Below are 26466 nucleotides of genomic sequence, written 5' to 3'. Positions count from 1 at the left end.
AGATAATTCTTAATTCTTAATTCTTAATTCTTAATTTTCAACACCTATAATCTAATTGTAAATTACAAGTCTATGCCATCAATATATTTAGCAACAGTTTGCACATCTTTGTCACCACGTCCAGAACAATTAATAACAATACGAGGGCTACCTTCAATATTAGGGCATAATTTTTCCAGATAAGCAAAAGCGTGAGCAGTTTCTAAGGCAGGAATAATACCTTCTAGTTTACATACCAATTGAAAAGCCTCTAAAGCCTCCCCATCGGTGACGCTGTAATATTCTCCTCTACCTTCATCTTTTAAGTAACTATGTTCTGGTCCTACTCCCGGATAATCTAACCCTGCACTGATAGAATGGGCTTCTGTTACTTGCCCTTCTGTATCTTGAAGTAAATAACTCATAGCACCGTGTAAAACTCCGGGTTTGCCTTGAGTTAAAGTGGCAGCGTGTTTTCCTGAAGCAATACCGCTTCCTTCCGCTTCCACTCCAATTAAACGCACAGAAGCATCGCCGACAAACTCATAAAATAAACCCATAGCATTTGAGCCACCGCCCACACAAGCGAGTAAAATATCTGGTAAACCGCCCCATTTTTCTACACACTGGCTACGGGTTTCTTTGCCGATGACTCCATGAAAATCTCTTACCATCATCGGATAAGGATGAGGCCCAGCCACCGAACCTAAGATATAATGAGTAGTCTCAACATTTGTTACCCAATCTCGAATGGCTTCGGACGTAGCATCTTTGAGTGTGCCAGTTCCTGCGGATACAGGTTGAACTTTTGCCCCTAAAAGTCTCATTCTAAAAACGTTGAGCTTTTGGCGTTCCATATCTTCTACACCCATATAGATTACACAATCTAAACCGAAACGAGCGCATACGGTGGCGGTGGCAACTCCATGTTGTCCTGCTCCTGTTTCTGCAATAATACGTTTTTTCCCCATGCGCACGGCGAGTAAAACTTGCCCTAGGGCATTATTAATTTTATGAGCGCCTGTATGGTTTAAGTCTTCTCGTTTTAGGTAAATTTGAGCGCCTGTGCCGTCTGGTTTAGCGTAATGTTGGGTGAGTCTTTCGGCAAAATATAGAGGGTTTGCTCTACCTACATAGTCTTTTAGTAATTGATTTAATTCTGCTTGAAAGTCTCGATCGAGCTTATACTGACTATAGGCGGTTTCTAATTCACTCAGGGCGGGCATGAGGGTTTCGGGTACATATTTTCCGCCGTATTTGCCGAAACGTCCAAAGTTGTCAGGTACTTGAGTTAAATTAGAATTATTTTTAATAGGTGTAACAGTCACAATTTTTAGATTTGATTAAAGTTGATTCCTTTTCTATTTTATACTCACCAAGGAATTAATTTTATCTGGGTGATTGAAACCCATTTTGATACCTATCTCTAGTCTTTTTCTTGTCATCTCATGTCTCAAAAAAGTCGAAAATAATGATTTCCAAAAGTGGTACAGTTCGATCACTAAAAGTGGCGCTGCTCGATCGAACTTTTGTTAATTTTCGTTAGAATTGAGATTAAGTTTACTTTTATTGTTCAATAAACCTATTATTTATTATTATTTTTATGGTATTAACTTCTTCGACAATGTTGGTATTAAATAGTGATGCACCTTTCTTTTCTTTGCTTGATACCGTCTCTGATAAAATTATTTCTTTAGATGATTTTCGGGAATGTAAAGGTTTATTAGTGATGTTTATTTCTCGTCATTGTCCATTTGTAAAACATATTAAAACGGAATTAGCAAAACTAGGCTATGATTATCAAGATAAAAATTTAGGTATCGTGGCAATTAGCAGTAATGATGTGGTTAATTATCCTGATGATTCTCCTGACAATTTAAAGTTAATGGCACAAGAAGAAGGCTTTAATTTTCCTATTTGTTATGACGAAAATCAAGATATTGCTAAGGCTTATAAAGCGGCTTGTACCCCTGATTTTTATTTATTTGATCATAATTTAAAATTGGTTTATCGTGGTCAATTAGATGATAGTCGTCCTAGTTTAAATATACCTGTTACGGGAAAAGATTTACGATCGAGCATCGATGCTTTATTATTAGATCAATCGATCGAGATAGAACAAAAACCAAGTGTAGGTTGTAATATTAAATGGAAATTAGGCAATGAACCCGAATACTTTAATTGAATTAAAAGAATTATTATTACAATATAATATTGATACTCAACATTGGAATCACCATCAAGGAAATAAAACCATCGAGGAATTATTTATTGAGATTCAAGAAGGAGAATCAGAGTTAAAAATCGTTGATAAAATATTAGTTAGATTACTAAAAGTAAGCTCGATCGATGTTAAATTTAAACTGGGCGATCGATATTTTCAACTAATAGAAGATAAGCAAATATTTTTAAAAGGAATAGAAAGAAAACGGGAGTTAAATAATATTACCGAAAAACTCAAAAAAAATGAAAATCCCTTACAAGGTGCTTATCGAGGTTTAGAAGAAGAAATAGGGTTAAAATTAGAAGAACAATTAACCTTTGAAGGAGAAAAATTTTGGGAGCAAATATCTCCTAGTTATCCCCATTTACTCACTAGATATGAGTTTTATAATTACTCAATAATTTTAAATGCCAGACACCTTAAATCTATGCGTTTTTCTGAGTATCAAGAAGAAGAAAAATTACTCAGTCTTTTTACCCTTAAACCCTGTGATTAAATTAGGAAATTTTGCCTTATCATCCCTTCATCACACATTTCAACCATGCCTCAAAACGATCGCCCCAAGCAGTTAAAGAGTACTCTTGTTCTGCTATCTTCCGACAATCATCACGGTTAATTTCCGAAAGGCGGTTAATGGCATTGACTAATTCTTCAACACTGTCGGGAGTTACTAAAAATCCTGTTTTTCCATCGGTGACGATTTCCGCTGGACCTCCTCTAGCATAGCTAATAACAGGCACACCACAGGCTAAGGCTTCAATGGCAACATTTCCAAAAGCTTCTACCCAACGGGGAGTCATTAATAAGCCTTGGCAGTAACCTAATTCTCTCTGTAAATCCACCGTAGATAAAAAACCACGATATTCTATAGGTGCGTTGGAATGTTGTGTGAGAATATTTTGCCAGTAGTTTTCATCTTGAATTTTGCCAAAAATAAGTAAAGGTATTTGAGTTATTTCTGAGGCTTTAACCGCATCTTCTAAGGCTTTTTCTGGTGCAATTCTCCCTAACCATGCTAATTTTTTGTCTGGTTTTTCCCTAAATTCGTATAGAGATAAATCGATGCCACTGCCTAAACATTGACAAACATCAGGAAAAGGGAAAGTTTGCGCCTGAGATTTGGTATAAACAGCAAAGTTTTGAGGATATTTTTTCGCCGTCTGTGCCATAATTTGATCCAAACTATCAGATAATGATCCCATACTGATAAAGTGTGCAATCGAACTCTGAAAAAAAGGAGTAAGATAAAAAGGAAGCCAATCAAAGGCAAAATTTACCAATACATCATAATTTGATTGTACCTGTCTTGCGTATTCCCACATATTTGCTAATACAGAATTTTCGGGCATGATAGTAGGAATATCACGGCTTTGAGTTTGGGCGGGTATGTGCAAATTTCCTTCTATTTCTACTATATCAGTATGGGGAAAAGACGAACCTTGAGGAGCGACTACTTTAACGATATGCTTACGCCTTTGCATTTCTTGAATTAAATTATAGATAGTTAATTCTACCCCACCGCCGATACCTGAACTCAATGCACCCACAGGAGTAGATAAAATTAAAATTTTCATTATTTCGATTTCGATCGAGATTTTTCCTTATTATCCCATAAAAATATATACTTCTTAAAGCAATATTTTTATTTTTACAAAAAATAAATTACTGAATGAAATTATATGCAATATCTAATCAACAAAAATATTATGAATCAAATTAAAGTTAAAAATTTTGGTCCAATAAAATCAGGTTTTTCTGAAAATAACGGATTTATTAACATCCGTAAAATAACTATTTTTATTGGTAATCAAGGTACAGGAAAAAGTAGCATTGCTAAATTAATTTCAACACTAAGTTGGCTTGAAAAAACTTTATATATAGGAAATTTAGACGAAAAAAATGTGACTACCTATAAACGATTTATTAATCTATATTGTGGTTATCATAATTTAAAAAATTATTTTTCATCAGATACAGAAATTGAATATAAAGGAAATGCTTATAACTTTTCTTTTCAAGGAGGAAATTTAAACATTGAAAAACAAGAGTCATTGACAAATAATTATAGAAAATATGTTGTACCTAAAATTTTATATATCCCCGCAGAACGTAATTTTTTTAGTGTTGTGAGAAAACCTGAAAAATTAAAAGGTTTATCAAGATCATTATCTGATTTTTGGGAAGAATTAGAACGATCGAAACAGGAATTATCAGAGGAAGATTTAATTTTACCTGTCGGTAATGTTAAGTTTAAATTTGATGAAAATACACAACAATCATATATTATCGGCAATGATTATAAATTAAATTTATCAGAGTCTTCCAGTGGTTTTCAATCTTTTGTTCCTTTATTTTTAGTCTCTCAAAATATTGCTTTATCGATTAATCCAAACCAAGAAACTTCTCAAAATCAACTTAGTGTGGAAGAACAAAAAATATTACAAGCTAAAGTTCAAAAAATTATATCCGATGATTCCCTTGCGGAAGAACTTAAAGATGCGGCATTAAAACTTTTATCTTCTCAATATCGTCCTGAATGTTTTATTAATATTGTTGAAGAAATAGAACAAAATCTTTATCCTACATCTCAAAAAAATGTGTTTTATAAATTATTAGAATTTGCTAATTTAATAACTAATAATAAATTAATTTTGACAACTCATAGTCCTTATATTATTAACTATCTTACATTAGCAATTAAGGCAGATAAAGTCAAAAAAGAAATTGAATCTTCTAATTCTTCCAATTCAGATTTACTAGAACAATTAGAAAAAATTGTGCCAAAAGATTCTCTTATCTCCTCAGAAGATTCTGTTATATATGAATTAACAGAAGAAGGAGAAATTCAAAAACTTTACAATTATGATGGATTACCTTCTGATGAAAATTATTTGAATCTTTCACTGGCAGAAACTAATGATTTTTTTGATAATTTACTAGAAATTGAAGAACAATTATGAGTATAAATTTTTTTGATGAGCGTTGTCAAAGTAAAACATCTAAGTTAAAATTTGGAATTTGTGATGATTCTTCATTACCACAAGCTCCAGCTTATATTGACTCGGATATTGCTAATGAACAAACCAAATGGATTGCGATCGTTGAAAATATCAATGCCATAGAAATAACATTTACCGCTATTGATAATTGTATCGAAATTAGAAAAGCTAATGGTAAAATGGATAATCGTTGTGATGGAATGCTTACTTATCAAAATAATATTATTTTTGTAGAGTTAAAGGAAAGAGATTATCAAAATAAAGTTTGGATAGACAAAGGAGATAAACAACTTAGGACAACTATTAGTAATTTTGTCACTAATCATAATTTAGCTGATTATAAATCTAAAAAGGCTTATATAGCTAATCGTAAAAAACCTTATTTTCAATATTCCCATAAACAACAAATGCAAAAATTTAAAAATGATACTGGTTTTCTATTAGTGATTGAACAAAAGATATAAATTAAATAAAAAAGTTAAACAAATATAACGAGAAAAATCTCTGTTATACTAAAAAATATCATAGTGATTGTATTTTGTAAAAAGTCAAGATAAATGAGTGCCATATTAAGCAAAAATTTTCAGATTCCTCTTGCAAAAATTACCTACCGATTTATCTAAAAATTTAACTCATTATCTATATGGGGCTGACAAAATAGAAGAATGAAAAAAGTATTTGCTGACACAGGTTATTGGATAGCATTACTTAATCCTTATGATGATTTACATAATCAAGCTAAAAATCAAAGTGAGTGAAAATTACTTCGTGTCTCTTCTAATTCTCTTATTTTTTTTGGTATTGCTCCTTTTTCATCTGGACTACTTTATTAAAACACTATTTGCTTAAAATTCTGCATTCATGGGAGTACGAGGAAAAGGTATCACATCTCTAATATTTTCCATTCCCGTCATAAATTGCACTAATCTTTCAAATCCTAAACCAAAACCAGCATGGGGTACTGTACCATATCTTCTTAAGTCTAAGTACCACCATAAACTATCTCGATCGATCTCTAAATCAGCAATACGAGACTCTAAAACATCTAATCTTTCTTCCCTTTGTGAACCGCCGATAATTTCTCCAATATTAGGTGCTAAAATATCCATAGCTGAAACGGTTTTATGATCATCATTTAAGCGCATATAAAAGGCTTTAATCTCTTTCGGATAATTAGTCACAATTACTGGTTTTTTAAATAATTTTTCAGCTAAATAGCGCTCATGTTCAGATTGTAAATCGATACCCCATTCCACAGGAAATTCAAAAGTTCGATCGCACTTTTCTAACAAACTAATAGCTTCAGTATAAGTAATTCTCGCAAACTCATTATTAATAATATTATCAGCATTACTTAACACATTTTGATTAATTCTTTGATTAAAAAATTCTAAGTCTTCAGGACAACTATTTAAGACAAAATTAAAGACATATTTTAAAAATTCTTCTGCTAAATTTTGATCCCCTTCAAGATCACAAAAAGCCATCTCAGGTTCAACCATCCAAAACTCAGCTAAATGTCGAGAAGTATTAGAATTTTCTGCTCTAAAAGTAGGTCCAAAAGTATAGACATTTTCAAACGCCATCGCCATAATTTCCGCTTCTAATTGTCCACTTACGGTTAAATAAGCCTGTCTGCCAAAAAAGTCTTCGGAATAGTCTATTTTCTCTTTTTTACCTTGTAAAATTTTCTCAAAATTTAAGTTACTAACGGTAAATAATTCCCCTGCACCTTCACAATCACTGGCGGTAATAATCGGAGTATGTACCCACAAAAAACCCTTATTTTGAAAGAATTGATGAATGGCATTCGCACAAGCATTTCTGACGCGCATTACAGCACCAATGGTATTTGTTCTTCCTCTTAAATGTCCGATCGATCTTAAAAATTCAAAAGAGTGACGTTTTTTCTGTAAAGGATAAGTTTCTCCATCACAATCTCCAAAAATTTCGATCGAATTAGCCTTTAATTCCACTTTTTGCCCCTTAGCAGGAGATTCCACTAATTCCCCTTCTACGGTTAAAGATACCCCAGTACTTAACCTTTTAATGATACGTTCATAATCAGGAAAATCTTGATTTAAAACTACCTGTAAATTAGCTAAAGAAGAACCATCATTAACTTCAATAAAAGCAAAATCTTTAAGTTCTCTTTTTGTTCTTACCCACCCTTGTATTTTAATTTTTTGTTCAGGTTTTCCTTGTCTTAAAATCTCAATAATTCTTTTATTAATATACATAAAACATTCCTATAATAGTTTTAAATATTATAACCCACTTAACGAATCTTTAAATCAATTATTACTACAATCCCCTCTCTCCTATCCTCTACTTCATCGAAAAATTTATTTCTTGTTTAGAGAGGGAAAACCCGTTTTTAGCCAAAATTGTTGAAAAGATTCAGGTTGAATAAAATACCAAGCAATCATCACCGTAATAGTTAATCCTCCTATAGCCAAAAATCCCGAAATGATGGTATTAAAAGTATTATTTTTAGGTTTAATTTTTGCCCTCGATGAATAATTTTGAGCATTGATAGAAACAGTTTTACCATTACTATTTGCATTAGTTTTGATAGGAGAAGATTCCTCTCTATGAGAAATTTTACCATTACTAAAACTAGCAATTTTCTGACTAACATTAATCGGTTTTTGCTTTGTGCGTAACCATTGAGTAAACTGAGCTAAAGTTAGACTTACTAAGTTATCCTGTGCCAAATTATCCACTTCTTCTCGTAAATTTTGCTGATTGGTGACTAATACCACTAACTTATTCACATTTTCTAAACTCAGATAATATACGGATTCAGCCATTACCAATTGTAAACGAGCATTTTTACTCAAATTTTCCCCTTCCATCACCGTCAAAGCATCATGATGAGTCATACCTTGAGTAACTAGCCAACCACTATCAGGAAAAAAACGTATAAATTCCCGTGCCGTCTTTTCTTCAACCTCCGAAATAGCCCTTTTTGTTAAAAATTCTAATTCCTCTAACAGCACTTGCGGAATATAACAAATACCTAACTCTGAAAATTGACTCCAATCACGGGTAGTTCCAGCTAAAATTGCTCTGAGTTCAAAAACGATTATGATAGATATATCTTGGGACATAATTTTAAAATTCTACTCTTTCATGAGTGGTTTTAATTATACTCAATAACTCTCACGATTTTGATTATATATATCCGTAAATAAATTAAGTCATGTCTATCATTAATACTTTACCTCATAATTTAGAATCGATCGTCCATAAAACTCGTATTGCCTCCGTTAGTCGCACCACCAAAGAAACTGATATTCAAGTACAAGTTAACCTTGATGGGGAAGGCAAATGTAATGTTAATACTGGAGTTCCTTTTTTGGATCATATGTTACATCAAATCTGCTCCCATGGCTTACTCGACTTAGACATTCAAGCTAAAGGTGACATTGAGATTGATGATCACCATACAAATGAAGATGTAGCAATTACATTAGGACAAGCCATCGCCCAAGCCGTTGGAAATCGTAAAGGTATCCATCGTTTCGGGCATTTTGTCGCTCCCTTAGATGAAGCCTTAATTCAAGTCGCTCTTGACTTTTCAGGACGACCACATTTAAGCTATGGTTTAGATATACCTACTCAAAGAGTGGGTAACTACGATACTCAATTAGTCAGAGAATTTTTTGTTGCTTTAGTTAATCATAGTCAAATTACCTTACACATTCGTCAACTAGACGGCATTAATTCTCATCATATCATCGAAGCCACATTTAAAGCCTTTGCCAGAGCCATGAGAATGGCTTTAGAAATCGATAGTCGCCGTATTCATGAAATACCTAGTTCTAAAGGTGTGTTGTAAAATTGACAATAGACAATGAATAATTGACAATTAAATTAGTTGTTATTCTCCATGAATTATATATCATTAAGTATATTTTATTTTTGCTCCTTACTTAATAGCCAAATCACACTTTATTCATTATTATGTCCAGTAAATATTTATTAATCGCTTCCAGTGAACCTTATACTGGAAAATCTGCTACCATTTTAGGCATTGCCCATCAACTGCAAAATAAAGGTATTAAACTAGGTTATGGTAAACCTATTGGCACTTGTTTTAACCCTTCTGATAACCTTAAAGATGAACAAGATTTACAATTTATTAGTCAAATTTTAAATTTACCTGAATCTCAAATCAAATTACCCTTATTACTATTAGATGAAAAAACTATTCTTGATTATTTAGGTAAAGAAACAAATTATCAAGATCAATTAGTCGAATATTGTACCTCGATCGATGCCGATTTAGTTCTTTTAGAAGGTGCAGGAAATTTAATTCAAGGAAATTTATTTAATCTTAGCGCCCCAGAAATTAGCGAGAAAATAGACGCTTCCGTATTGTTAGTTGTTAAATATGAACCATTATTAATTATTGATCAAATTCTATCAGCAAAACAGATTTTAGGAGATCGACTCATAGGCGTTTTAATTAATAGTATTCCTCACCAACAACTAGACACCCTCGAAAATAGTATTAAACCTTTTTTTCAATCTCAGGGTATCGACATTTTAGGAATGTTACCTACCGATAGACTATTGCAAAGTGTGAGTGTTAAAGAATTAGTATATCAACTAAAAGCAAAAGTACTATGCCGAGACGATCGATTAGACTTAATGGTAGAAAGCCTTACCGTAGGTGCGATGAATGTTAACTCAGCCTTAGAGTATTTTCGTCAACGGCAAAACATGGCTGTAATTACGGGAAGTGATCGAACCGATTTACAACTAGCCGCCTTAGAAAGCTCTACAAACTGCTTGATTTTAACAGGACATACTCCCCCTCAACAATTGATTTTAGCAAGGGCAGAAGACCTGGAAATCCCCATTTTAACCGTAGATTTTGATACCCTTACCACCGTTGAAATAGTCGATCGAGCTTTTGGAACTGTAAGATTACACGAAACAATCAAGGTAGAATGCGTACAAAACCTCATTGAAGAACACTTTAACATTGATTTACTATTAGAAAAAATTGAGAAAATTTAGAACAAATTTTAAATTTAATTCCTCATTTCTCATTCCTCATTCCTCATTATTTACAGTGCTTATCAAGTAAAGAAAGTACCAAATTATAACCATCAGGATGAGTTTGTACAGCATAAGCCTCCGCCTCCAAATGTCGCCTTAAACCATGATTATAATGAGTAAAAAAAGGGCGACTAATATTAGGAGGAGAAAAAGGTAAATTTAAAGCTCTAATTTCACCCTTGCCACCGCATAATTGAGCGGCGTGAGTAGCCTCATGAATCAGAGTAGGTAAAGCAATTCCTAAATCAAACACTAAAGGTTCAATCCAAATAGTACGACTTTTTATCTCTAATAAACCATAGGTACTTCTCACCGGAGGAGACTCAATTTTAACCGTAAAATTATAATCTTCTAAACGTTTTTTTAATTCATTAAATTCGATCGAAAACAGACTATTAGCGACAAAAAAAGAAGAAATTAAAGAAAAAAACAACATTAAAAACAATCTCAAAAATATTATTATAACTTAAAGCTCACTACCAACAATAAAACCCTATTTAATATGACAACAACATCAGAATTAATCACCGTGAACATCAAATTATTTGCCATCTATCAAGAAATATATCAACAACCAGAAATAACCTTAAATATCGCCTCAGGCAGTAAAGCCAAAGATATTTTATCGATAGTAACCCAACAAAAACCAAACCTCGAATCATGGACAAAAATAACTCAAATAGCTGTTAACTTAAAATTTGTTAACCCAGACTATCTTCTTGATCATGGAGATGAAATTGCCTTAATTCCTCCCGTTAGCGGCGGTTAAAATCAAAATCGTCAATTACCTAATTATCCTAAAAAAAAACACCCCGAATCAATCAGAGTGCTTTTTATGTTTGTATGGAATATTAAAGCTGGCATGGAACTATTGTCCCTAGGGGCTACCCCCTTAGTATCGTCGCCGCAATTGCGTTTCACCCACGAGTTCGGGATGGTTCGCAGTGGTTCCACAACGCTAGACACACCAGCTATAGCTTTGAGAATTTACTACCCTCAAGACTGCATAATTTTTCAGTAGAATTTTCCTTGAAGATTAGGTCAAGCGGACGGTTTGTTAGTACACTTCGGCTCCATACATCACTGCACTTCCACCTTGTGCCTATTAACGGGTGTTCTTCCCGTAACCTTACACCAGAATACTCATCTTGAGGTGGGCTTCCCACTTAGATGCTTTCAGCGGTTATCCTCTCCGTACTTGGCTACCCAGCGTTTACTGTTGGCACAATAACTGGTACACCAGCGGTACGTCCTTCCCGGTCCTCTCGTACTAAGGAAGGCTCCTCTCAATATTCTCTCGCTTACACCGGATATGGACCGAACTGTCTCACGACGTTCTGAACCCAGCTCACGTACCGCTTTAATGGGCGAACAGCCCAACCCTTGGGACGTACTTCCGCCCCAGGTTGCGATGAGCCGACATCGAGGTGCCAAACCTCCCCGTCGATGTGAACTCTTGGGGGAGATCAGCCTGTTATCCCTAGAGTAACTTTTATCCGTTGAGCGACGGCCCTTCCACGCAGCACCGTCGGATCACTAAGACCGTGTTTCCACCCTGTTCGACCTGTTCGTCTCACAGTCAAGCTACCTTCTGCCTTTGCACTCTTCGACTGATTTCCAACCAGTCTGAGGTAACCTTTGTACGCCTCCGTTACCTTTTTGGAGGCGACCGCCCCAGTCAAACTACCCACCTGAAACTTTCCGGTCTCCCGTTAGAATTCTAGCTTTGAGAGAGTGGTATCTCACCGTTGGCTCTATAATCCCCACAAGGATTACTTCACAGCCTCCCACCTATCCTGCGCACTCAAAGCCCGAACACAATTCCAAGCTATAGTAAAGCTTCATAGGGTCTTTCTGTCCAAGTGTAAGTAGTCCGTATCTTCACAGACATTCCTATTTCGCCGAGTCTCTCTCCGAGACAGTGCCCAGATCGTTACGCCTTTCGTGCGGGTCGGAACTTACCCGACAAGGAATTTCGCTACCTTAGGACCGTTATAGTTACGGCCGCCGTTCACCGGGGCTTCAGTCGTCAGCTTCGCCTAAACTAACCAACTTCTTTAACCTTCCGGCACTGGGCAGGCGTCAGCCCCTATACCTCCTCTTTCGAGTTTGCAGAGACCTATGTTTTTGCTAAACAGTCGCCTGGGCCTATTCACTGCGACCACCTTGCGGTGGCACCCCTTCTCCCTAAGTTACGGGGTCATTTTGCCGAGTTCCTTGGAGAGAGTTCTCTCGCTCCCCTTAGTATTCTCTACTTGCCCACCTGTGTCGGTTTCGGGTACCGGGACTCTATACTCAACACTATACTCGCTTTTCTTGCCACTTTCCTTTCACACTCACGATAAATCGCTTCCAATCCACTTAGGATGTGCTTCCGTGTCTATGGGTCCCGAATATAGCTCCTATAAAGCCACGCAGGAATATTTACCTGCTTGCCATCGACTACGCTTTACGCTTCGCCTTAGGTCCGGGCTAACTCTCCACGGACGAGCCTTCTGGAGAAACCCTTGGGCTTTCGGGGTTAAGGATTCTCACCTTAATTTTCGCTACTTAAGCCGACATTCTCACTTCTATACTGTCCACATCTGCTTACCGCTAATGCTTCACCCTATATAGAACGCTCCCCTACCATTTATTTCTAAATCCATAGCTTCGGTGATTAACTTAGCCCCGTTCATTTTCGGCGCAGGAGCGCTTGACCAGTGAGCTATTACGCACTCTTTCAAGGATTGCTGCTTCTAGGCAAACCTCCTGGTTGTCTAAGCACTCCCACCTCCTTTCTCACTTAGTTAATACTTGGGGACCTTAGCTGATGGTCTGGGCTGTTTCCCTCTTGACGATGAAGCTTATCCCCCACCGTCTCACTAGTGCTACAATTACTGGTATTCTGAGTTTGTCTCATCTTGGTACCGCTCTCGCAGCCCGCAACGAAACAGTGCTTTACCCCCAATAACATTCCACACCGCTGCGCCTCAACACATTTCGGGGAGAACCAGCTAGCTCCGGGTTCGATTGGCATTTCACCCCTAACCACAGCTCCTCCGCCAATTTTTCAACATTGGTCGGTTCGGACCTCCACCACCTGTTACGGGGGCTTCATCCTGGCCATGGTTAGATCACCCGGGTTCGGGTCTACAAACACTGACTAACGCCTTTTTCAGACTCGATTTCTCTTTGGCTTCATCTTTTCGATTTAACCCGCCAGTGCCTGTAAGTCGCCGGCTCATTCTTCAACAGGCACACGGTCATCCGTTCTATCGGACTCCCATTGCTTGTAAGCTGATGGTTTCATGTTCTATTTCACTCCCCTCCCGGGGTTCTTTTCACCTTTCCCTCGCGGTACTTTTCTCTATCGGTCACACTTTGTATTTAGCCTTACCACGTGGTCGTGGCTGATTCACACTAGATTACACTTATCTCGTGCTACTCGGGATTCACCTAAGTTCCTTTCTGTTTTCAATTACAGGACTTTCACCTTCTACGGTCTAGTTTTCAGCTAGTTCATTTAACATCCATTCTCTATATCGATGTCCCACTACCCCACAGTTCGTAAACTCTGGTTTAGGCTTCTCCCTCTTCGCTCGCCGCTACTAGGGGAATCACTTTTGTTTTCTCTTCCTCTGGCTACTAAGATGTTTCAGTTCACCAGGTTCGCTCATCACTCCTAAGAGTGTGTTTTTAGGGTTGCCCCATTCGGACACTCTCGGCTCATAGTCTGCTTCCGACTCCCCGAGACTTTTCGTAGGTTGCTACGTCCTTCTTCGCCTTCGTGTGCCTAGGTATCCACCATCAGCCCTTCTTTGCTTGACCTTTACCCTACTCTCGTAGGATATTTTTAGCTTTTCTACTTACTTTTTTATGCAGTTTTCAAGGTTCTCACTGAACATTCGTTCAGCATTCTATTAGGTGCTGATTTGTTCATCTGGAGATAAGCGGACTCGAACCGCTGACATCCTGCTTGCAAAGCAGGCGCTCTACCAACTGAGCTATACCCCCATCATGGGCCATCTTGGACTTGAACCAAGGACCTCACCCTTATCAGGGGTGCGCTCTAACCACCTGAGCTAATAGCCCCTAAACCCCTTCATAGCCTGAAAGCCATTCTCTACACTCTTGTGATTACCTTTCGATAATCTCCCTTTAAGGAGGTGATCCAGCCACACCTTCCGGTACGGCTACCTTGTTACGACTTCACCCCAGTCACTAGTCCCACCTTCGGCATCCCTCTCCGTAAACGGTTGAGGTAACGACTTCGGGCGTGACCAACTTCCATGGTGTGACGGGCGGTGTGTACAAGACCCGGGAACGGATTCACCGCAGTATGCTGACCTGCGATTACTAGCGATTCCTCCTTCATGCAGGCGAGTTTCAGCCTGCAATCTGAACTGGGGCTGGGTTTGACAGGATTCGCTCCACTTCGCAGTTTCGCCTCCCTTTGTCCCAACCATTGTAGTACGTGTGTAGCCCAAGACGTAAGGGGCATGCTGACTTGACGTCATCCCCACCTTCCTCCGAGTTCTCCCCGGCGGTCTCCCTAGAGTCCCCAACTTAATGCTGGCAACTAAGGACGAGGGTTGCGCTCGTTGCGGGACTTAACCCAACATCTCACGACACGAGCTGACGACAGCCATGCACCACCTGTCTCTGTGTTCCCTAAGGCACTCTCTCCTTTCAGAAAGATTCACAGGATGTCAAGCCTTGGTAAGGTTCTTCGCGTTGCATCGAATTAAACCACATACTCCACCGCTTGTGCGGGTCCCCGTCAATTCCTTTGAGTTTCACACTTGCGTGCGTACTCCCCAGGCGGGATACTTAACGCGTTTGCTTCGGCACTGTCCGGGTCGATACAGACAACACCTAGTATCCATCGTTTACCGCTAAGACTACAGGGGTATCTAATCCCTTTCGCTACCCTAGCTTTCGTCCCTCAGTGTCAGTATATGCCCAGTAGAGCGCCTTCGCCACTGGTGTTCTTCCTAATCTCTACGCATTTCACCGCTACACTAGGAATTCCCTCTACCCCTACTATACTCTAGCTTTTCAGTTTCCACCGCCTACCCGAAGTTGAGCTTCGGTCTTTGACAGCAGACTTGAAATGCCACCTACGGACGCTTTACGCCCAATGATTCCGGATAACGCTTGCATCCTCCGTATTACCGCGGCTGCTGGCACGGAGTTAGCCGATGCTTATATTAGGTACCGTCATTTTTTTCTTCCCTAAGTTTTGAGGTTTACAACCCAAGAGCCTTCCTCCCTCACGCGGTATTGCTCCGTCAGGCTTTCGCCCATTGCGGAAAATTCCCCACTGCTGCCTCCCGTAGGAGTCTGGGCCGTGTCTCAGTCCCAGTGTGGCTGCTCATCCTCTCAGACCAGCTACTGATCGTGGCCATGGTAGTCCTTTACACTACCATCTAGCTAATCAGACGCGAGCTCCTCTTTAGGCGATAAATCTTTTACTTCTCAGCTCATCCGGTATTAGCATTCGTTTCCAAATGTTGTCCCCGACCTAAAGGCAGATTCTCACGCGTTCCTCACCCGTCCGCCACTATCTCCGAAGAGACCGTTCGACTTGCATGTGTTAAGCATACCGCCAGCGTTCATCCTGAGCCAGGATCAAACTCTCCATTGTAGATTTCTTTTTACTTTCGTTACTCAGTCTTCTATAATGAGCTTTTTGATTGCTCTTTGTTTTTAGTAATTTAATACTTTTTTGTTAATTTAAAGTTCTTTAACAAGGGTGTATGTTATATTTGAAAATGGCTTTCAAACTATTGAATTTTCGAGGTTCGTGGTGTGTTAGACTGGGGCGTTTGCCTCAATCGCACATTTACTAATATAACTAATCTTTTTTAAATGTGCAACTTTTTTTGACATCTTTTTTTCATTTTCTTGTTGAGCATGGCTAGAAGTGTTGATTTATATAGTTTTTTCTTTTTAAAAATATTTTGATTTGGTGGGCAGTGCATCGCCCTACTCCATCAAGTTTAAGGTTTTTGTTGGGTTTCGTTTCCTCAACCCAACCTACAAATTAATTGTAAGTATTTATACAAACTAGGTATAGTCTTCCCTACAATAATTTTTCTTTGCTAAATATTATTAAACTAAGCATAGGAGTCACCTCCAGCCCTTTCAATGTGTTAATTTGTAATGTTAAAAATGAAGGTCAAAAAATGTATGTAAATGCCCAATAACGCTTTTAACAATGCTTTATGGACTTACTTTAAGAAATTATCCTCAGAATATCATCGATGAGAGTTATTTTTCCCGTAAATAAACATAATTAACTATCAGATTTGTTCTATCTTTGAGAAAAATCCTGTTTTATTAATTATTCAGTTGTATTAAAGAAATTCATTAATTCTCTTTTAGTAATCTGGCGGTGGAAACATGAGGACGTTGAGGATTATTTTTTAACTTCGCTTTTGGTTTTTTTTGTCCACGAACAGTTTTACAAAAATATTTCAAACGAACATTGTGGGCTAAAGACTTTAACCATTCCACCATTTCATCGTCATCAAATTGACTAATCCATGCCCAATCATCTTCGGGTACACCAATGATCATTCCTCTATATGTACCTTGTATTTCATTGACTAAATAATAATCAGAAATCCCCATTTCAATTTTTCCCCAACCATGAACCACAGATAAGATATTTTTTATGGTGGCGAGAATATTATATGTCACCAGTGCCATGGAATAGGAAAATAGAGCAGCTTTGGGATAAGCCAAAGTTTTGATTTCTCCATGAAAATTTTTAGTCACTGTTTGAAATAATGTTTCTATATTCCAACGACGTTGATACATCTGAGCTATTTTTTCTTCCCCTATTTCTAAAGGTAAATTAGTCAAAATACTTATTTCTTTTTCCCCATCCCGTGTCGCCTTACTTAAATGTAATACAATACGACGAACAGAAACTACTCTCCCCTCAAAATTAAAGTAAATCATTTGCGAAAATAATTTACCACTGTTGATTTCACCGAGGGATTTTAATAAACCAACTTCCTCTGTAGGAAGGGATTTGTGTTCTCTAATCACAAAAAATGCTTCTTTTTGATCAATGGCAGTTAAAAAATGAGCTGTACAAAAATTACGATCCGCAATCCATACTTGTTTTGCTTGAACTTTATCTAAAAGTGACGGAAACAATGCTCTTTCTTGAGTATAGGCATCCTGTTCACATAAAATATCCAATACCAGTTTTGAGGTGGGGTCAAATATTACAATGGCTTTACCCGGTAAGGGGGCGGCCGTTGACTCACGAGTGGGTTTGAGGCGATGTTCAGTACTAGCCAAACAACTACCATCTGCGATTCTAATTTCATAACCAGGTAACATTGATTCACCAGCATCTCCCAAATGGTAGCATAAACCTTGTAATTGTTTTGCTGTTTCGGCTAATAATCCTTGACTGACTTCGATTTCAACTCCTTGAAGTTTATTATATAATGCAGTAGTTGATACCGTCAGTGTTTCGGCTTTGGCTCGGTAAGCAGCATTCACAGAAGGATAAATCCCACATACAACAGTACTCATTAAATCCACTACCGAGGAGAAAAATAAATCTTGTTGGTATTGACGTTGTGCATATTTTTCAAAGAGATAGTCAATATTATCGGGTGCAAAAATTTTGGTCATTAAAACTTGTACCATAACGGTAATGGGACTATCTTTAACAAACTTTTCTAAAATATTAGATAACATCAGCTACATCCTCTGAATAGATAATTTATAATTTAGTCTATCAGAGTCCTTCATTTTAGTATTCCTGTACGCATTGAAAGGGCTGGAGTCACCTCCTACACTTGTCTTCAAAACCGTGCATGAGACTTTCGCACTCACACGGCTTCTCTCTAACAAACTTCTTTACATGAATACGAGTCTAGTGATAGTTTCTTTTCCCCATTTCTGGGTACTTCTGGTAATCCTCCTTAGTCTTTTCGTCATGGCAATGTCTATGTAAAACTTGTAGGTTTTTATACACATCCTTTCCACCTTGCGATTTCGGGATGATGTGGTCGATTTCTAGCAAGTCTTCATATTTAAAATTGAGTCCACAGTGTTTGCATTTACCTTTCTGTTTATTAAGTAATGTTGCCATTCTTATTGTCACATCAGGATGTTCTCCTCTACGACTTGACCAATAAATCCAATCTCCGTCATAGGGTGATTTTTCTCCCTTGACTTTGGTGTGGCGATTGATTTCAATTTTGGCGTGTTCCTTTAATTCAAATCCATCTTTTGTTTTGAAGACCCAATTTCTGATTGATATGCCGTTTTCACCTTTATCTTCTATTACGGTGTGCCAATATCTGTTTTTAACCCATGATTTTGATTTCTTGGGGTGTCTTCTTTCTGCCCATCTCTTTAATTGAGAGTAAGTTATGTTGTCACAAGACTTGTAAGTTTCCTTACTGCATACCGAGCGATAGTAATTTCCCCATCCTGTGATTACAGGATTAAGTTCTTTTATTAACGCTACTTGTGGTGATGCCTTGTGTTTGTCAATTATTTCTCCCATTTTTTTACTGTGGAGTTTAACCTTCTCTTTAGATGGTTTGATGAGGGTTTTGAATCCGAGAGGTTTGCCATTTGACCTTTTTCCAGATTGCGTTTTCCCAACTTCGTATTGTCGGATATTAAATCCTAAGAAGTCAAACCCTATATTTCCTTCATATTCTTTAAGAGTATGGGAAATACGGGTTTTGCTTGGTTTAAGTTCCAGCCCTAAGTCTCTCAACCATTTCTCAATAAACTCCTTACATTCCATGATTTTCTCAATGTCCTTGTGAAGAATCACAAAGTCATCTGCATATCGGATTATGCTGAGATTACTCATATTCCTTTTCTTGCCTTTCCATGTACTGGCAAACTTTTTGAGTTCTAACTCCATCCCATGCAAGGCTATATTTGCCAATAGAGGGGATATTACACCCCCTTGTGGTGTACCTTCCTTAGTAGGGAATAAGTTTTTGCCGTTCATGTATCCACTTTTTAGCCATGATTTGATTTCACGTCTTAATTGTGGGTATGTTTCTAGTTTTGCAAGTAATTTATCGTGGTCAATTCTGTCAAAACATTTAGCAATATCTGCATCCAATACATATTTTGGTTGTTGGTTAATGCTGGTGTATATTGCCCCTATTGCGTCTTGACAGGACTTAGCAGGACGAAAACCATAGCTATTAGGTTCAAATTTGGCTTCCCATTCGGGTTCTAATGCCAATTTGACTAACGCTTGTTTTGCTCTGTCTTCCATGCAGGGTATCCCAAGGGGTCTGGTTTCTCCGTTTGGTTTTGGTATGTTCACCCTACGAGTGGGTTTACATTTCCCTTTTAACTTCAGATTGTTGACCATATCAAGGCGTTGCTTCGGGGTCAGCGATTTAACACCGTCCACACCTGCTGTCTTTTTACCCTGATTATCTTGAGTTACCCTTCTGGTTGCAAGTAATTTACCGTAGTAGGATTTCGTTAATAGTCGTTGTAAACTGTGAACCAGCTTGACATTGCCACTAGCACTCGCTTTGTATATTCTTTTTTGTAACTTAAAAACTTTCTTCTCTACTGTTTTCCAGTCGATTTTATTCCAAAAGTTTTCTTTATACTTCAAAGAGTTCATAATTTCTATTATTACTAAAGACCATACATTGTTTGTTGCAGTGTTCACGTCAGCATATTTATTACATTACATAATGGCGTTGGCTTTTTGAACAATCTTACTCCCCATAACCTTACGCTGGTTACTACTCCTAATAATCGACTTTATTAAGAGAGGTCATGGGGGTTTCCCCGTTCTCTTACTTTCTTTTTACACAACCTTAGATTCTTTCTATCCACCGTCCTATGTATTACCTTCCAGTTCAGGTGGCAAGAGCCTGCTGGTACATTAGAAGTTACCTTTTGGTCTAGCTAGTCAGCCTAATTTTGCTAGTTCCGTCTTTCGATGGTTCAAACGAAAGTTCCTTTTGTAATCATAGTTGTACTACTGGAGGAACACCAGTTAAGGCTACCAGTGTTGCCCCCGTTCTGCCCATGCACTCAGTGTAGGAGATACCACCTCCAGTCACTCTGGGCTAGTGTTGTCACGTCAGGTATGACGGGTAGGATTCACACCTACAAGAAAGATAGAGTTATTAGGTACAATTGCTTCACGGTTATCCACACCTTAAAGGTACGGTAATCCGCTTCAGGAATTGTAACAATTCCTTAACAATCACCTTGTTTTCCCATGTTAATGAGTATTTCAACTCATGTTCTAATTATGAACTTTCAAGGTACTTGCTTGGTAGATGCCCTTCGAGAATCGCCCATAATGGGTTTAAGTTTCTTTCAGGTCATTTTATACCTAACTAATGTTTATATAGGCTTAGAGAAGGCTCTAGGCATCGTTTTATTAAACGATTCCCCTGCGACTGGGGACTAACTTCACATTAAACGGGTCGCACCCAACCTAAACGGGTGGGTTGCTGATAAATTTTTTTTAGGGTGTTTATGTCTTGGGGTGAAATAGCAGGAATTTCTTGACTGTGAGAATGATACATCACATCGTTTGTGTTTAAACTATGTCCCCAAATTCCTAGTGCATGACCTAATTCATGGGTAATATTGGTTACTAGGTAGTCAAAGGTTTGATGGGGGTTGACTTCGATCGACATGGTGTGTCGTAATTGTTTTGGTGGTGTTTGGGTTAAATAGAATTTGACGGTGGTGGTTGCGGCTTTTGCTCTAGGAAGGTTATATAATCCTGTTTCGGGGTTGATTTGCGCTTTGATTTGGGGATGACGGCGATAGATGAGAATATCGGCTTTGTCAGATTTTTCGATTTCTATTAATGGTAGATAAGGATTCCATGATTCGATCGAAATCCTAACGGCTTTTTGCCACTGTTGAAATTGGGTTAATCCTGCTGGGGATAAATTATCATCGGGAGTTTGTATGTACACTTTAATGGGAAAGTGTGACCAAATTAGATAACCTGCTAAGTGAGGTTGGATTTCTTTAAAGTAATTATCTTGGGTTTCTCCCTTCCATTGTTGTAGGGTTATGGGCAGGGGATGAACTTTTAATGGGGGTAAATTGCTTTCTTTTGCGTTGAGGGAAATAGAAAAATTGACAACAATTATCAGTGTGCAAACTATTAGTGAGATAAAATTGATGTGACTTTTAATAATTCGCTTAGGATTCACTGTGTCTCAGATTTTTAAAATTTTACGATAAATGGGATTAAAACCTTAACGGGTTGAATATTATTCAACCCCTACAAACAAAATTTCTGGTGAAATTGATTAATTATTTAACCATCCTGCACTTAACACAACGGTTAAACTAATAAAGGTTAAACTTAAAATCCATGTAACACGATTCAGAGTTGCTTCGGCACTTTTTGCACTGGCAAATAGTTGTGCTTGTCCTCCTATACCTCCCAAACCATCGCCTTTTGGAGAATGTAATAAAACTAAAACTGTTAGCAATGCAGCCGAACCAGCCCAAATTATTTGTACTACTTGATAAACGCCCATAATGAGTTAATTATATGATTTTCCATGAACTATTATAGTTAGAACTTACGCACTTCTACCAAAAATAAAGGTTTGATTGAGATTACTTTGTACCTCGCAATGGCAGAATATTCCAACAGTTATATAATAAATGGAAAGTATTTATTTAAACTTTCAGGGTTTCTTTTTCTTCGGTGAGGGTTGGGGGATAATGTTCGTTATTGAAGGATTTATTGATGAGGTTATTTTCACTGATTTCTCCTGTAATTAGTCTTGCACCTCTCCCTCTTGTGAGGTAATTCCAGCCCCATTGAAGCATTACGGTTAATTTGTTATCAAATTCGATGAGGTAGTAAATATGCGCAAATACCCACACTATCCAAGCAATAAATCCTGATAATTTGAGGAATCCGAGATTGACTACGGCATAGTTATCGCCTATGACTGCTAGACTGCCTTTGTCTTTATAATAAAAGGGTTCGATCGAACTTCCTTTAACTTTTGCTTTAATATATTTAGCCATGTATAAGCCTTCTTCCATGGCAACGGGTGCAATACCGGGGAGGGGTTTGTTGTCTTGATGGGAAAAGTTAGCTAAATCACCGACTACGAAAATGTTAGGATAATTTTTAATGCTGAGATTCGACTCTACCATAATTCTACCAGCTCGATCGACTTCTACGTTAGTTCTTTTGGCGATGACTTCGGCTAAAGCAGAGGCTTTGACACCGGCTGCCCATAAAATTGTCCTCGCTTTAATGGTTTCTTCTTCTTCACCATGCCTAATATTAACCCTACTTTTTTGAATATTTGTCACCATGCGATTAGTTAATACTGTTACCCCTAATTCTTCTAAAGATTCTTGCGCTTTTTGGGATAAGTCTTCGGGGTAAGGAGGTAAAATGCGATTCATGCCTTCAATTAACAATATTTTCGCTTTGGTGGTGTCAATTTCCCTAAAGTCATCTTTAATAATTTTATGGGCAATTTCTGCGATCGCACCTGCTAACTCTACTCCCGTAGGTCCACCTCCTACAATAGCAAAAGTTAACCATTCCTCTTTTTCTTCAGGAGAGGAAACTTTTTCGGCTTCTTCAAAGGCAAGGAAAATTTTACGACGAATATCAAGGGCATTTTCGATACTTTTCAATCCGGGGGCATCAGTTTCCCAATGCTCATTACCAAAATAATGATGACTTACTCCCGTACCGATGATAAGATAATCATAGTTGATCACTCCTTCACGCATGATAACTCGTTTTTGTTCTGGATCGAGATCGATAACTTCATCTAAAATAACATGGGTATTCTCATTTTTACCGACAATTAACCGTAAAGGAGAACAAATTTCCGCAGGAGATAAGCTACCGGTTGCCACTTGATATAACAGGGGTTGAAAAAGATGAAAATTACGCTTATCGATGAGGGTAACTTGTACTGGTGCGTTACCTAATTCCTTGGCGGCATATAATCCAGCGAAACCGCCTCCGACTATTACGACATGAGGCTGATTTGATTTTTGTTGAAAGTTATACATATTCAATTTCTATTCATTAACTTATGTTAAGTAATAGATTATCGAATTAATTTAGGTTTGAGAGTAGTTACCCATACAATTTAGGGATTTTTTTGATTTAATTCATTGCTATAGATAATGGTAGTCACGGGGTTATCTTGATTACCTTTGACGGTAATTTGTTTATCTTGTAATTTACCTACGGCGCTTATGCCTCGTAAATTAAAATCGGGATTTATCTGTTTATAAAAGACATTACCATCGGCGTTAATTTCTTTATCGTCTAAATTCCAGACTAAATTATCGGAGTAAATTTCTACTTCATTTCTGACGGCTTGTCCATAAATTCCTCCTTTTAAATATAGTTGATTTTCTTCTAAGTGAAAGTCCACATTATTGGCAGTTAATGTTATATCATCTTCTACTTGTACTAATTTTGTGGGGGTGTTCGATCGCATTTTTCGATCGGTATAATACCAAGTAATTCTTTCTGTTGCGGCTTGTAAAGGTGGTTCTAACGATTGATACTCAATATTACCATTGATAATGGCTACATTAACATCTAAATCTATTTCTACTTGATTGCTTTTTAATTTATCTGTTACCTTTTTTTTGTCATCATAACGTACTAAGTCAATTAATTTATTCCCAATAATTTTATTTTCTGGAATTTGCCAATATAAATGTTGAGTTTTTAATTGTAAAGAAGGATTAATTGTTGTACCTAAAATCTGTTTATCTAATTCTAATAATTGAGTCGCTGTATTATATTTAGCCTGTTGTGCTTTGATGACTAATTTAGGATGATTAGCAGTTATGCCTTGATTACCTTCCATTAACATCACATTTTCTTCGGGTTTCCAAACAAGAGTATCTCCTTTAAATTCTGCTTTATTACGAGTATCAAAAGCTAAAATATTTTCAGATAAATAAATTTCTTTGCCTTCATTTTTTACCTCTCCTTTATCTGCACTAACTTTTAAAATAATTTTACCGTTTTCATATAAATTACCTGTTAAACCTTCTAAAATAGCACTTTCTTTATCTTGGGTATAAATGGCTTTTTTGGTACTTAAACGCCACAACATTTGACCATCTGCATTAGACTGTTCTAATACAGCGTTATATAATACTAATCCTTGTTCTACTTCTCTTTGAAACTCGGTTTCTTGGGTTTCTTCTACAGTATTATTTCCTTGACAACTAATTAATAAACAACATAATAAAATAGTAGAGATTGACTTTTTAAATAACATCCTTTGACAATGAATAATGGATAATTAAGAATTGAGAATTTATTTTTTACTTCTTATTCTTGAAGACGATCGACAAATAGAATACCATTAAGATGATCTAATTCGTGTTGAATAATTCTCGCCACAAAATTATTATATTCTTTTCGTTGATGGTTTCCAGCTCGATCGAAATACTCTACCATAATATCCTTATATCGTGGCACATCACCCCGTTGATTTTCCACACTAAGGCAACCCTCCTCCCGAATCACTACATCTTCTGAATGACTGACAATGCGAGGGTTAATCATTGCCATAGGTGGAAGAAAAGGCGCATCAGGATAACGAATATTGGCATGGGAAGCTACGATAATCACACGGCTAGATTCTCCAATCTGGGGTGCGGAAATACCTACTCCATGACGCTGATAAGTAATCTTTAATAAATCATCAATGAGAGTTTGTATTTTTGGATTATCAATATTTGTTACTTCTTTTGCTGTTATCCTTAAAACTGGATTGCCAATTAATAATATTTCTTTAGTCATTATTCCTTTTTTTGCCAGATATTTAGCTATAAAAAAAAGTTTGTAGTAATGGCTAAAGCCATTGATTGATAAGCCTTAAAAGGTTTACTACAAACTCATATGATTTACTTAGATATTATTGAGGTTGCTGAGATGGTTGAGGTTGAGTAGGTAAAACACCTAAAGTTACAGGTATTTTCAACTCTTTTTGTTGTCTGCGCAAATCAAGGGTTAAATCTGAGCCTACATCCTTGGATTCTACTTTTTTCTGTACCTGAGAAGGCTCTGTAATGGCTTCTCCTTCAATACTCTGAATAATATCCCCTGACTGCAATCCTGCTTTGGCGGCAGGAGAATTAGGCATAATTTTAACTATTAATACGCCTTTTTCATTAGTTAAATTAAAGTTTTCATTTTGGTTTAATTGCTGTTTTGTCTGCTCATTTAATGTCACCATAGAAATGCCCAAGTAAGGATGATCTACTTTTCCTTCTGTGATCAGTTTTTCGGCAATTTCTGCCGCCCGATTAATAGGAATTGCAAAGCCTAACCCTTGCGCATTTTTGATAATAGCGGTATTGATGGCGATAACTTCACCTTTGGCGTTTAAAAGTGGGCCTCCTGAATTACCCGGATTAATGGCGGCATCGGTTTGAATAAAGTCTAATCTCTTGTCTCCGACTCCAATTTGAGAGCTCGATCGACCTGTAGCACTTATAATGCCTGTAGTTACCGTATTATCTAAACCTAAAGGATTCCCGATGGCGATCGCCCATTCCCCAATTACGAGCTCATCTGAATTACCCAATAAAGCAATAGGTAAATTTTCCGCTTCAATTTTAATAACAGCTAAATCTGTGAGAGGATCAGTACCTAAAACTTTACCTTCTAAAACTCTACCATCTTTCAGATTTACCGTCACTTGAGTTGCACCTTCTACAACGTGAGCATTAGTCAATATTTTACCATCATCACTAATGATAAAACCAGAGCCTGTACCCTGTTGAATTTCTTCTTGAGGCATTTGAGGAATTTGATTACCAAAAAATTGACGGAAAAAAGGATCATTAAATACTGGAGGAATGTTACCATTATTGGCTACGGTACGTTGAGCATTAATTCTTACTACCGCAGGACCAACATCTTGAACAACTTTTGTCACAAAATTAATATCCTCATTGTCCACTAATCCGGGTAATCTTGCGATTGTGGTATTTTCTTTCTCAGAAAAAATTGCATTGTCATTAGTTCGAGCAAAGATTTCTTGAGTATTCATTAAATAATTGACTCCCACCCCGATACCGGCGCCCAACAATAAAACGGATGTGCAAGTAGTGGCTTTTTGTAAATAATTAGTGGATTTTTTCATAGTATATATAAACTCCTAAAAAAGATAACAAATAAAATGG

General features: G+C 37.2%; 20 protein-coding genes, 2 tRNA genes and 3 rRNA genes. 7 read left to right on the top strand and 18 right to left on the bottom strand.

All coding sequences use genetic code 11. The features are described 5' to 3' along the window. Positions 1-62 precede the first annotated feature (62 nt). Complete coding sequence (gene trpB, locus SYN6308_RS09955) at positions 63-1307, bottom strand: tryptophan synthase subunit beta (protein ID WP_017294291.1); 1245 nt, start codon at positions 1305-1307, stop codon at positions 63-65. Positions 1308-1582: 275 nt separating this feature from the next. Between trpB and SYN6308_RS09950 the strand changes: the two genes are divergently transcribed. Both SYN6308_RS09950 and SYN6308_RS09945 read left to right on the top strand, forming a co-directional pair. Then, positions 1583-2164: a thioredoxin family protein gene (locus SYN6308_RS09950; protein ID WP_026102010.1), complete on the top strand. Its 582-nt coding sequence runs from the start codon at positions 1583-1585 to the stop codon at positions 2162-2164. Continuing rightward, complete coding sequence (locus SYN6308_RS09945) at positions 2142-2699, top strand: hypothetical protein (RefSeq protein ID WP_017294289.1); 558 nt, start codon at positions 2142-2144, stop codon at positions 2697-2699. Before SYN6308_RS09950 ends, SYN6308_RS09945 begins: the two co-directional genes overlap by 23 nt. 19 nt (positions 2700-2718) lie before the next feature. Here the strand turns inward: SYN6308_RS09945 and SYN6308_RS09940 are convergent, their stop codons facing one another. Then, positions 2719-3777: a glycosyltransferase family 4 protein gene (locus SYN6308_RS09940; RefSeq protein WP_017294288.1), complete on the bottom strand. Its 1059-nt coding sequence runs from the start codon at positions 3775-3777 to the stop codon at positions 2719-2721. Positions 3778-3909: 132 nt separating this feature from the next. On the opposite strand from SYN6308_RS09940, the gene SYN6308_RS09935 reads away from it, so the two are divergent. Together SYN6308_RS09935 and SYN6308_RS09930 are read left to right on the top strand one after the other, a co-directional pair. Next, on the top strand, positions 3910-5163 hold the full coding sequence (locus SYN6308_RS09935) for an AAA family ATPase (RefSeq protein ID WP_017294287.1): 1254 nt from the start codon (positions 3910-3912) through the stop codon (positions 5161-5163). Continuing rightward, the gene (locus SYN6308_RS09930) at positions 5160-5666 is read left to right on the top strand and encodes a hypothetical protein (RefSeq protein ID WP_017294286.1); all 507 of its coding nucleotides are present in this window, start codon (positions 5160-5162) and stop codon (positions 5664-5666) included. The genes SYN6308_RS09935 and SYN6308_RS09930 overlap by 4 nt, the downstream gene beginning before the upstream one ends. A gap of 381 nt (positions 5667-6047) precedes the next feature. Here the strand turns inward: SYN6308_RS09930 and asnS are convergent, their stop codons facing one another. Both asnS and SYN6308_RS09915 read right to left on the bottom strand, forming a co-directional pair. Beyond that, positions 6048-7436 carry an asparagine--tRNA ligase gene (asnS, locus tag SYN6308_RS09920; protein WP_272943060.1) on the bottom strand — a complete coding sequence of 463 codons (1389 nt, stop codon included), beginning with the start codon at positions 7434-7436 and terminating at the stop codon, positions 6048-6050. A gap of 111 nt (positions 7437-7547) precedes the next feature. Beyond that, positions 7548-8315 carry a PIN domain-containing protein gene (locus SYN6308_RS09915; RefSeq protein WP_017294283.1) on the bottom strand — a complete coding sequence of 256 codons (768 nt, stop codon included), beginning with the start codon at positions 8313-8315 and terminating at the stop codon, positions 7548-7550. Positions 8316-8407: 92 nt separating this feature from the next. On the opposite strand from SYN6308_RS09915, the gene hisB reads away from it, so the two are divergent. Next, the gene (hisB, locus tag SYN6308_RS09910; protein ID WP_017294282.1) at positions 8408-9046 is read left to right on the top strand and encodes an imidazoleglycerol-phosphate dehydratase HisB; all 639 of its coding nucleotides are present in this window, start codon (positions 8408-8410) and stop codon (positions 9044-9046) included. 125 nt (positions 9047-9171) lie between these two features. Next, complete coding sequence (locus SYN6308_RS09905) at positions 9172-10233, top strand: phosphotransacetylase family protein (RefSeq protein WP_017294281.1); 1062 nt, start codon at positions 9172-9174, stop codon at positions 10231-10233. A gap of 46 nt (positions 10234-10279) precedes the next feature. Here SYN6308_RS09905 and SYN6308_RS09900 read toward each other — a convergent pair whose 3' ends face one another. Continuing rightward, entirely contained in the window at positions 10280-10711 is a 432-nt protein-coding gene (locus tag SYN6308_RS09900; RefSeq protein ID WP_017294280.1) for a hypothetical protein, read from the bottom strand. Between the two features lie 66 nt (positions 10712-10777). On the opposite strand from SYN6308_RS09900, the gene SYN6308_RS09895 reads away from it, so the two are divergent. Beyond that, the gene (locus SYN6308_RS09895) at positions 10778-11044 is read left to right on the top strand and encodes a MoaD/ThiS family protein (protein WP_017294279.1); all 267 of its coding nucleotides are present in this window, start codon (positions 10778-10780) and stop codon (positions 11042-11044) included. Between the two features lie 86 nt (positions 11045-11130). Here the strand turns inward: SYN6308_RS09895 and rrf are convergent. From rrf to SYN6308_RS09825, 13 genes are all read right to left on the bottom strand, one after another. Further along, positions 11131-11247: ribosomal RNA gene (gene rrf / locus SYN6308_RS09890) — 5S ribosomal RNA — on the bottom strand. A gap of 65 nt (positions 11248-11312) precedes the next feature. After that, a 23S ribosomal RNA gene (locus tag SYN6308_RS09885) occupies positions 11313-14085 on the bottom strand. A 113-nt stretch (positions 14086-14198) separates the two neighbouring features. Then, positions 14199-14271, bottom strand: a tRNA-Ala gene (locus SYN6308_RS09880). 4 nt (positions 14272-14275) lie between these two features. Further along, positions 14276-14349 (bottom strand) — tRNA-Ile (locus SYN6308_RS09875). A 67-nt stretch (positions 14350-14416) separates the two neighbouring features. Next, positions 14417-15904, bottom strand: a 16S ribosomal RNA gene (locus tag SYN6308_RS09870). Together the 16S, 23S and 5S rRNA genes with 2 tRNA genes alongside form the textbook arrangement of a ribosomal RNA operon. Before the next feature lie 725 nt (positions 15905-16629). Continuing rightward, entirely contained in the window at positions 16630-17982 is a 1353-nt protein-coding gene (locus tag SYN6308_RS09865; protein ID WP_017294278.1) for a transposase, read from the bottom strand. A gap of 178 nt (positions 17983-18160) precedes the next feature. After that, entirely contained in the window at positions 18161-19900 is a 1740-nt protein-coding gene (ltrA, locus tag SYN6308_RS09860; protein ID WP_017294277.1) for a group II intron reverse transcriptase/maturase, read from the bottom strand. An 811-nt stretch (positions 19901-20711) separates the two neighbouring features. Continuing rightward, positions 20712-21467, bottom strand: a complete 756-nt coding sequence (locus tag SYN6308_RS09850) for a matrixin family metalloprotease (protein ID WP_017294275.1) — start codon at positions 21465-21467, stop codon at positions 20712-20714. A 99-nt stretch (positions 21468-21566) separates the two neighbouring features. Next, positions 21567-21800: a preprotein translocase subunit SecG gene (gene secG, locus SYN6308_RS09845; RefSeq protein ID WP_017294274.1), complete on the bottom strand. Its 234-nt coding sequence runs from the start codon at positions 21798-21800 to the stop codon at positions 21567-21569. Between the two features lie 145 nt (positions 21801-21945). Further along, the gene (locus SYN6308_RS09840) at positions 21946-23316 is read right to left on the bottom strand and encodes an NAD(P)/FAD-dependent oxidoreductase (protein ID WP_017294273.1); all 1371 of its coding nucleotides are present in this window, start codon (positions 23314-23316) and stop codon (positions 21946-21948) included. An 80-nt stretch (positions 23317-23396) separates the two neighbouring features. Further along, a complete protein-coding gene (gene lptC, locus SYN6308_RS09835) occupies positions 23397-24551 on the bottom strand; it encodes an LPS export ABC transporter periplasmic protein LptC (RefSeq protein ID WP_017294272.1) in 1155 nt (384 codons plus the stop codon). A 53-nt stretch (positions 24552-24604) separates the two neighbouring features. After that, complete coding sequence (gene def / locus SYN6308_RS09830; protein WP_017294271.1) at positions 24605-25078, bottom strand: peptide deformylase; 474 nt, start codon at positions 25076-25078, stop codon at positions 24605-24607. Between the two features lie 115 nt (positions 25079-25193). Continuing rightward, positions 25194-26426 (bottom strand): HhoA/HhoB/HtrA family serine endopeptidase, encoded by a 1233-nt coding sequence (locus SYN6308_RS09825; RefSeq protein WP_017294270.1) that lies wholly within the window; start codon positions 26424-26426, stop codon positions 25194-25196. Between the last annotated feature and the right edge of the window lie 40 nt (positions 26427-26466).

It is taken from the genome of Geminocystis herdmanii PCC 6308 (assembly GCF_000332235.1).
GTDB classification, from domain to species: Bacteria; Cyanobacteriota; Cyanobacteriia; order Cyanobacteriales; family Cyanobacteriaceae; genus Geminocystis; species Geminocystis herdmanii.
Note: the sequence above shows the minus strand (reverse complement) of the source record. Positions and strands in the feature narration are given on the sequence as shown.

Bases quoted from the DNA above. Each gene is read 5' to 3' on its own strand.
- SYN6308_RS09935 (WP_017294287.1), top strand. From the start codon at position 3,910: ATGAATCAAATTAAAGTTAAAAATTTTGGTCCAATAAAATCAGGTTTT.
- SYN6308_RS09940 (WP_017294288.1), bottom strand. From the start codon at position 3,777: ATGAAAATTTTAATTTTATCTACTCCTGTGGGTGCATTGAGTTCAGGT.
- SYN6308_RS09895 (WP_017294279.1), top strand. From the start codon at position 10,778: ATGACAACAACATCAGAATTAATCACCGTGAACATCAAATTATTTGCC.
- SYN6308_RS09950 (WP_026102010.1), top strand. From the start codon at position 1,583: ATGGTATTAACTTCTTCGACAATGTTGGTATTAAATAGTGATGCACCT.
- SYN6308_RS09945 (WP_017294289.1), top strand. From the start codon at position 2,142: ATGAACCCGAATACTTTAATTGAATTAAAAGAATTATTATTACAATAT.
- SYN6308_RS09825 (WP_017294270.1), bottom strand. From the start codon at position 26,426: ATGAAAAAATCCACTAATTATTTACAAAAAGCCACTACTTGCACATCC.
- SYN6308_RS09865 (WP_017294278.1), bottom strand. From the start codon at position 17,982: ATGTTATCTAATATTTTAGAAAAGTTTGTTAAAGATAGTCCCATTACC.
- SYN6308_RS09930 (WP_017294286.1), top strand. From the start codon at position 5,160: ATGAGTATAAATTTTTTTGATGAGCGTTGTCAAAGTAAAACATCTAAG.
- SYN6308_RS09840 (WP_017294273.1), bottom strand. From the start codon at position 23,316: ATGTATAACTTTCAACAAAAATCAAATCAGCCTCATGTCGTAATAGTC.
- ltrA (WP_017294277.1), bottom strand. From the start codon at position 19,900: ATGAACTCTTTGAAGTATAAAGAAAACTTTTGGAATAAAATCGACTGG.
- SYN6308_RS09905 (WP_017294281.1), top strand. From the start codon at position 9,172: ATGTCCAGTAAATATTTATTAATCGCTTCCAGTGAACCTTATACTGGA.
- SYN6308_RS09915 (WP_017294283.1), bottom strand. From the start codon at position 8,315: ATGTCCCAAGATATATCTATCATAATCGTTTTTGAACTCAGAGCAATT.
- hisB (WP_017294282.1), top strand. From the start codon at position 8,408: ATGTCTATCATTAATACTTTACCTCATAATTTAGAATCGATCGTCCAT.
- lptC (WP_017294272.1), bottom strand. From the start codon at position 24,551: ATGTTATTTAAAAAGTCAATCTCTACTATTTTATTATGTTGTTTATTA.
- secG (WP_017294274.1), bottom strand. From the start codon at position 21,800: ATGGGCGTTTATCAAGTAGTACAAATAATTTGGGCTGGTTCGGCTGCA.
- SYN6308_RS09900 (WP_017294280.1), bottom strand. From the start codon at position 10,711: ATGTTGTTTTTTTCTTTAATTTCTTCTTTTTTTGTCGCTAATAGTCTG.
- def (WP_017294271.1), bottom strand. From the start codon at position 25,078: ATGACTAAAGAAATATTATTAATTGGCAATCCAGTTTTAAGGATAACA.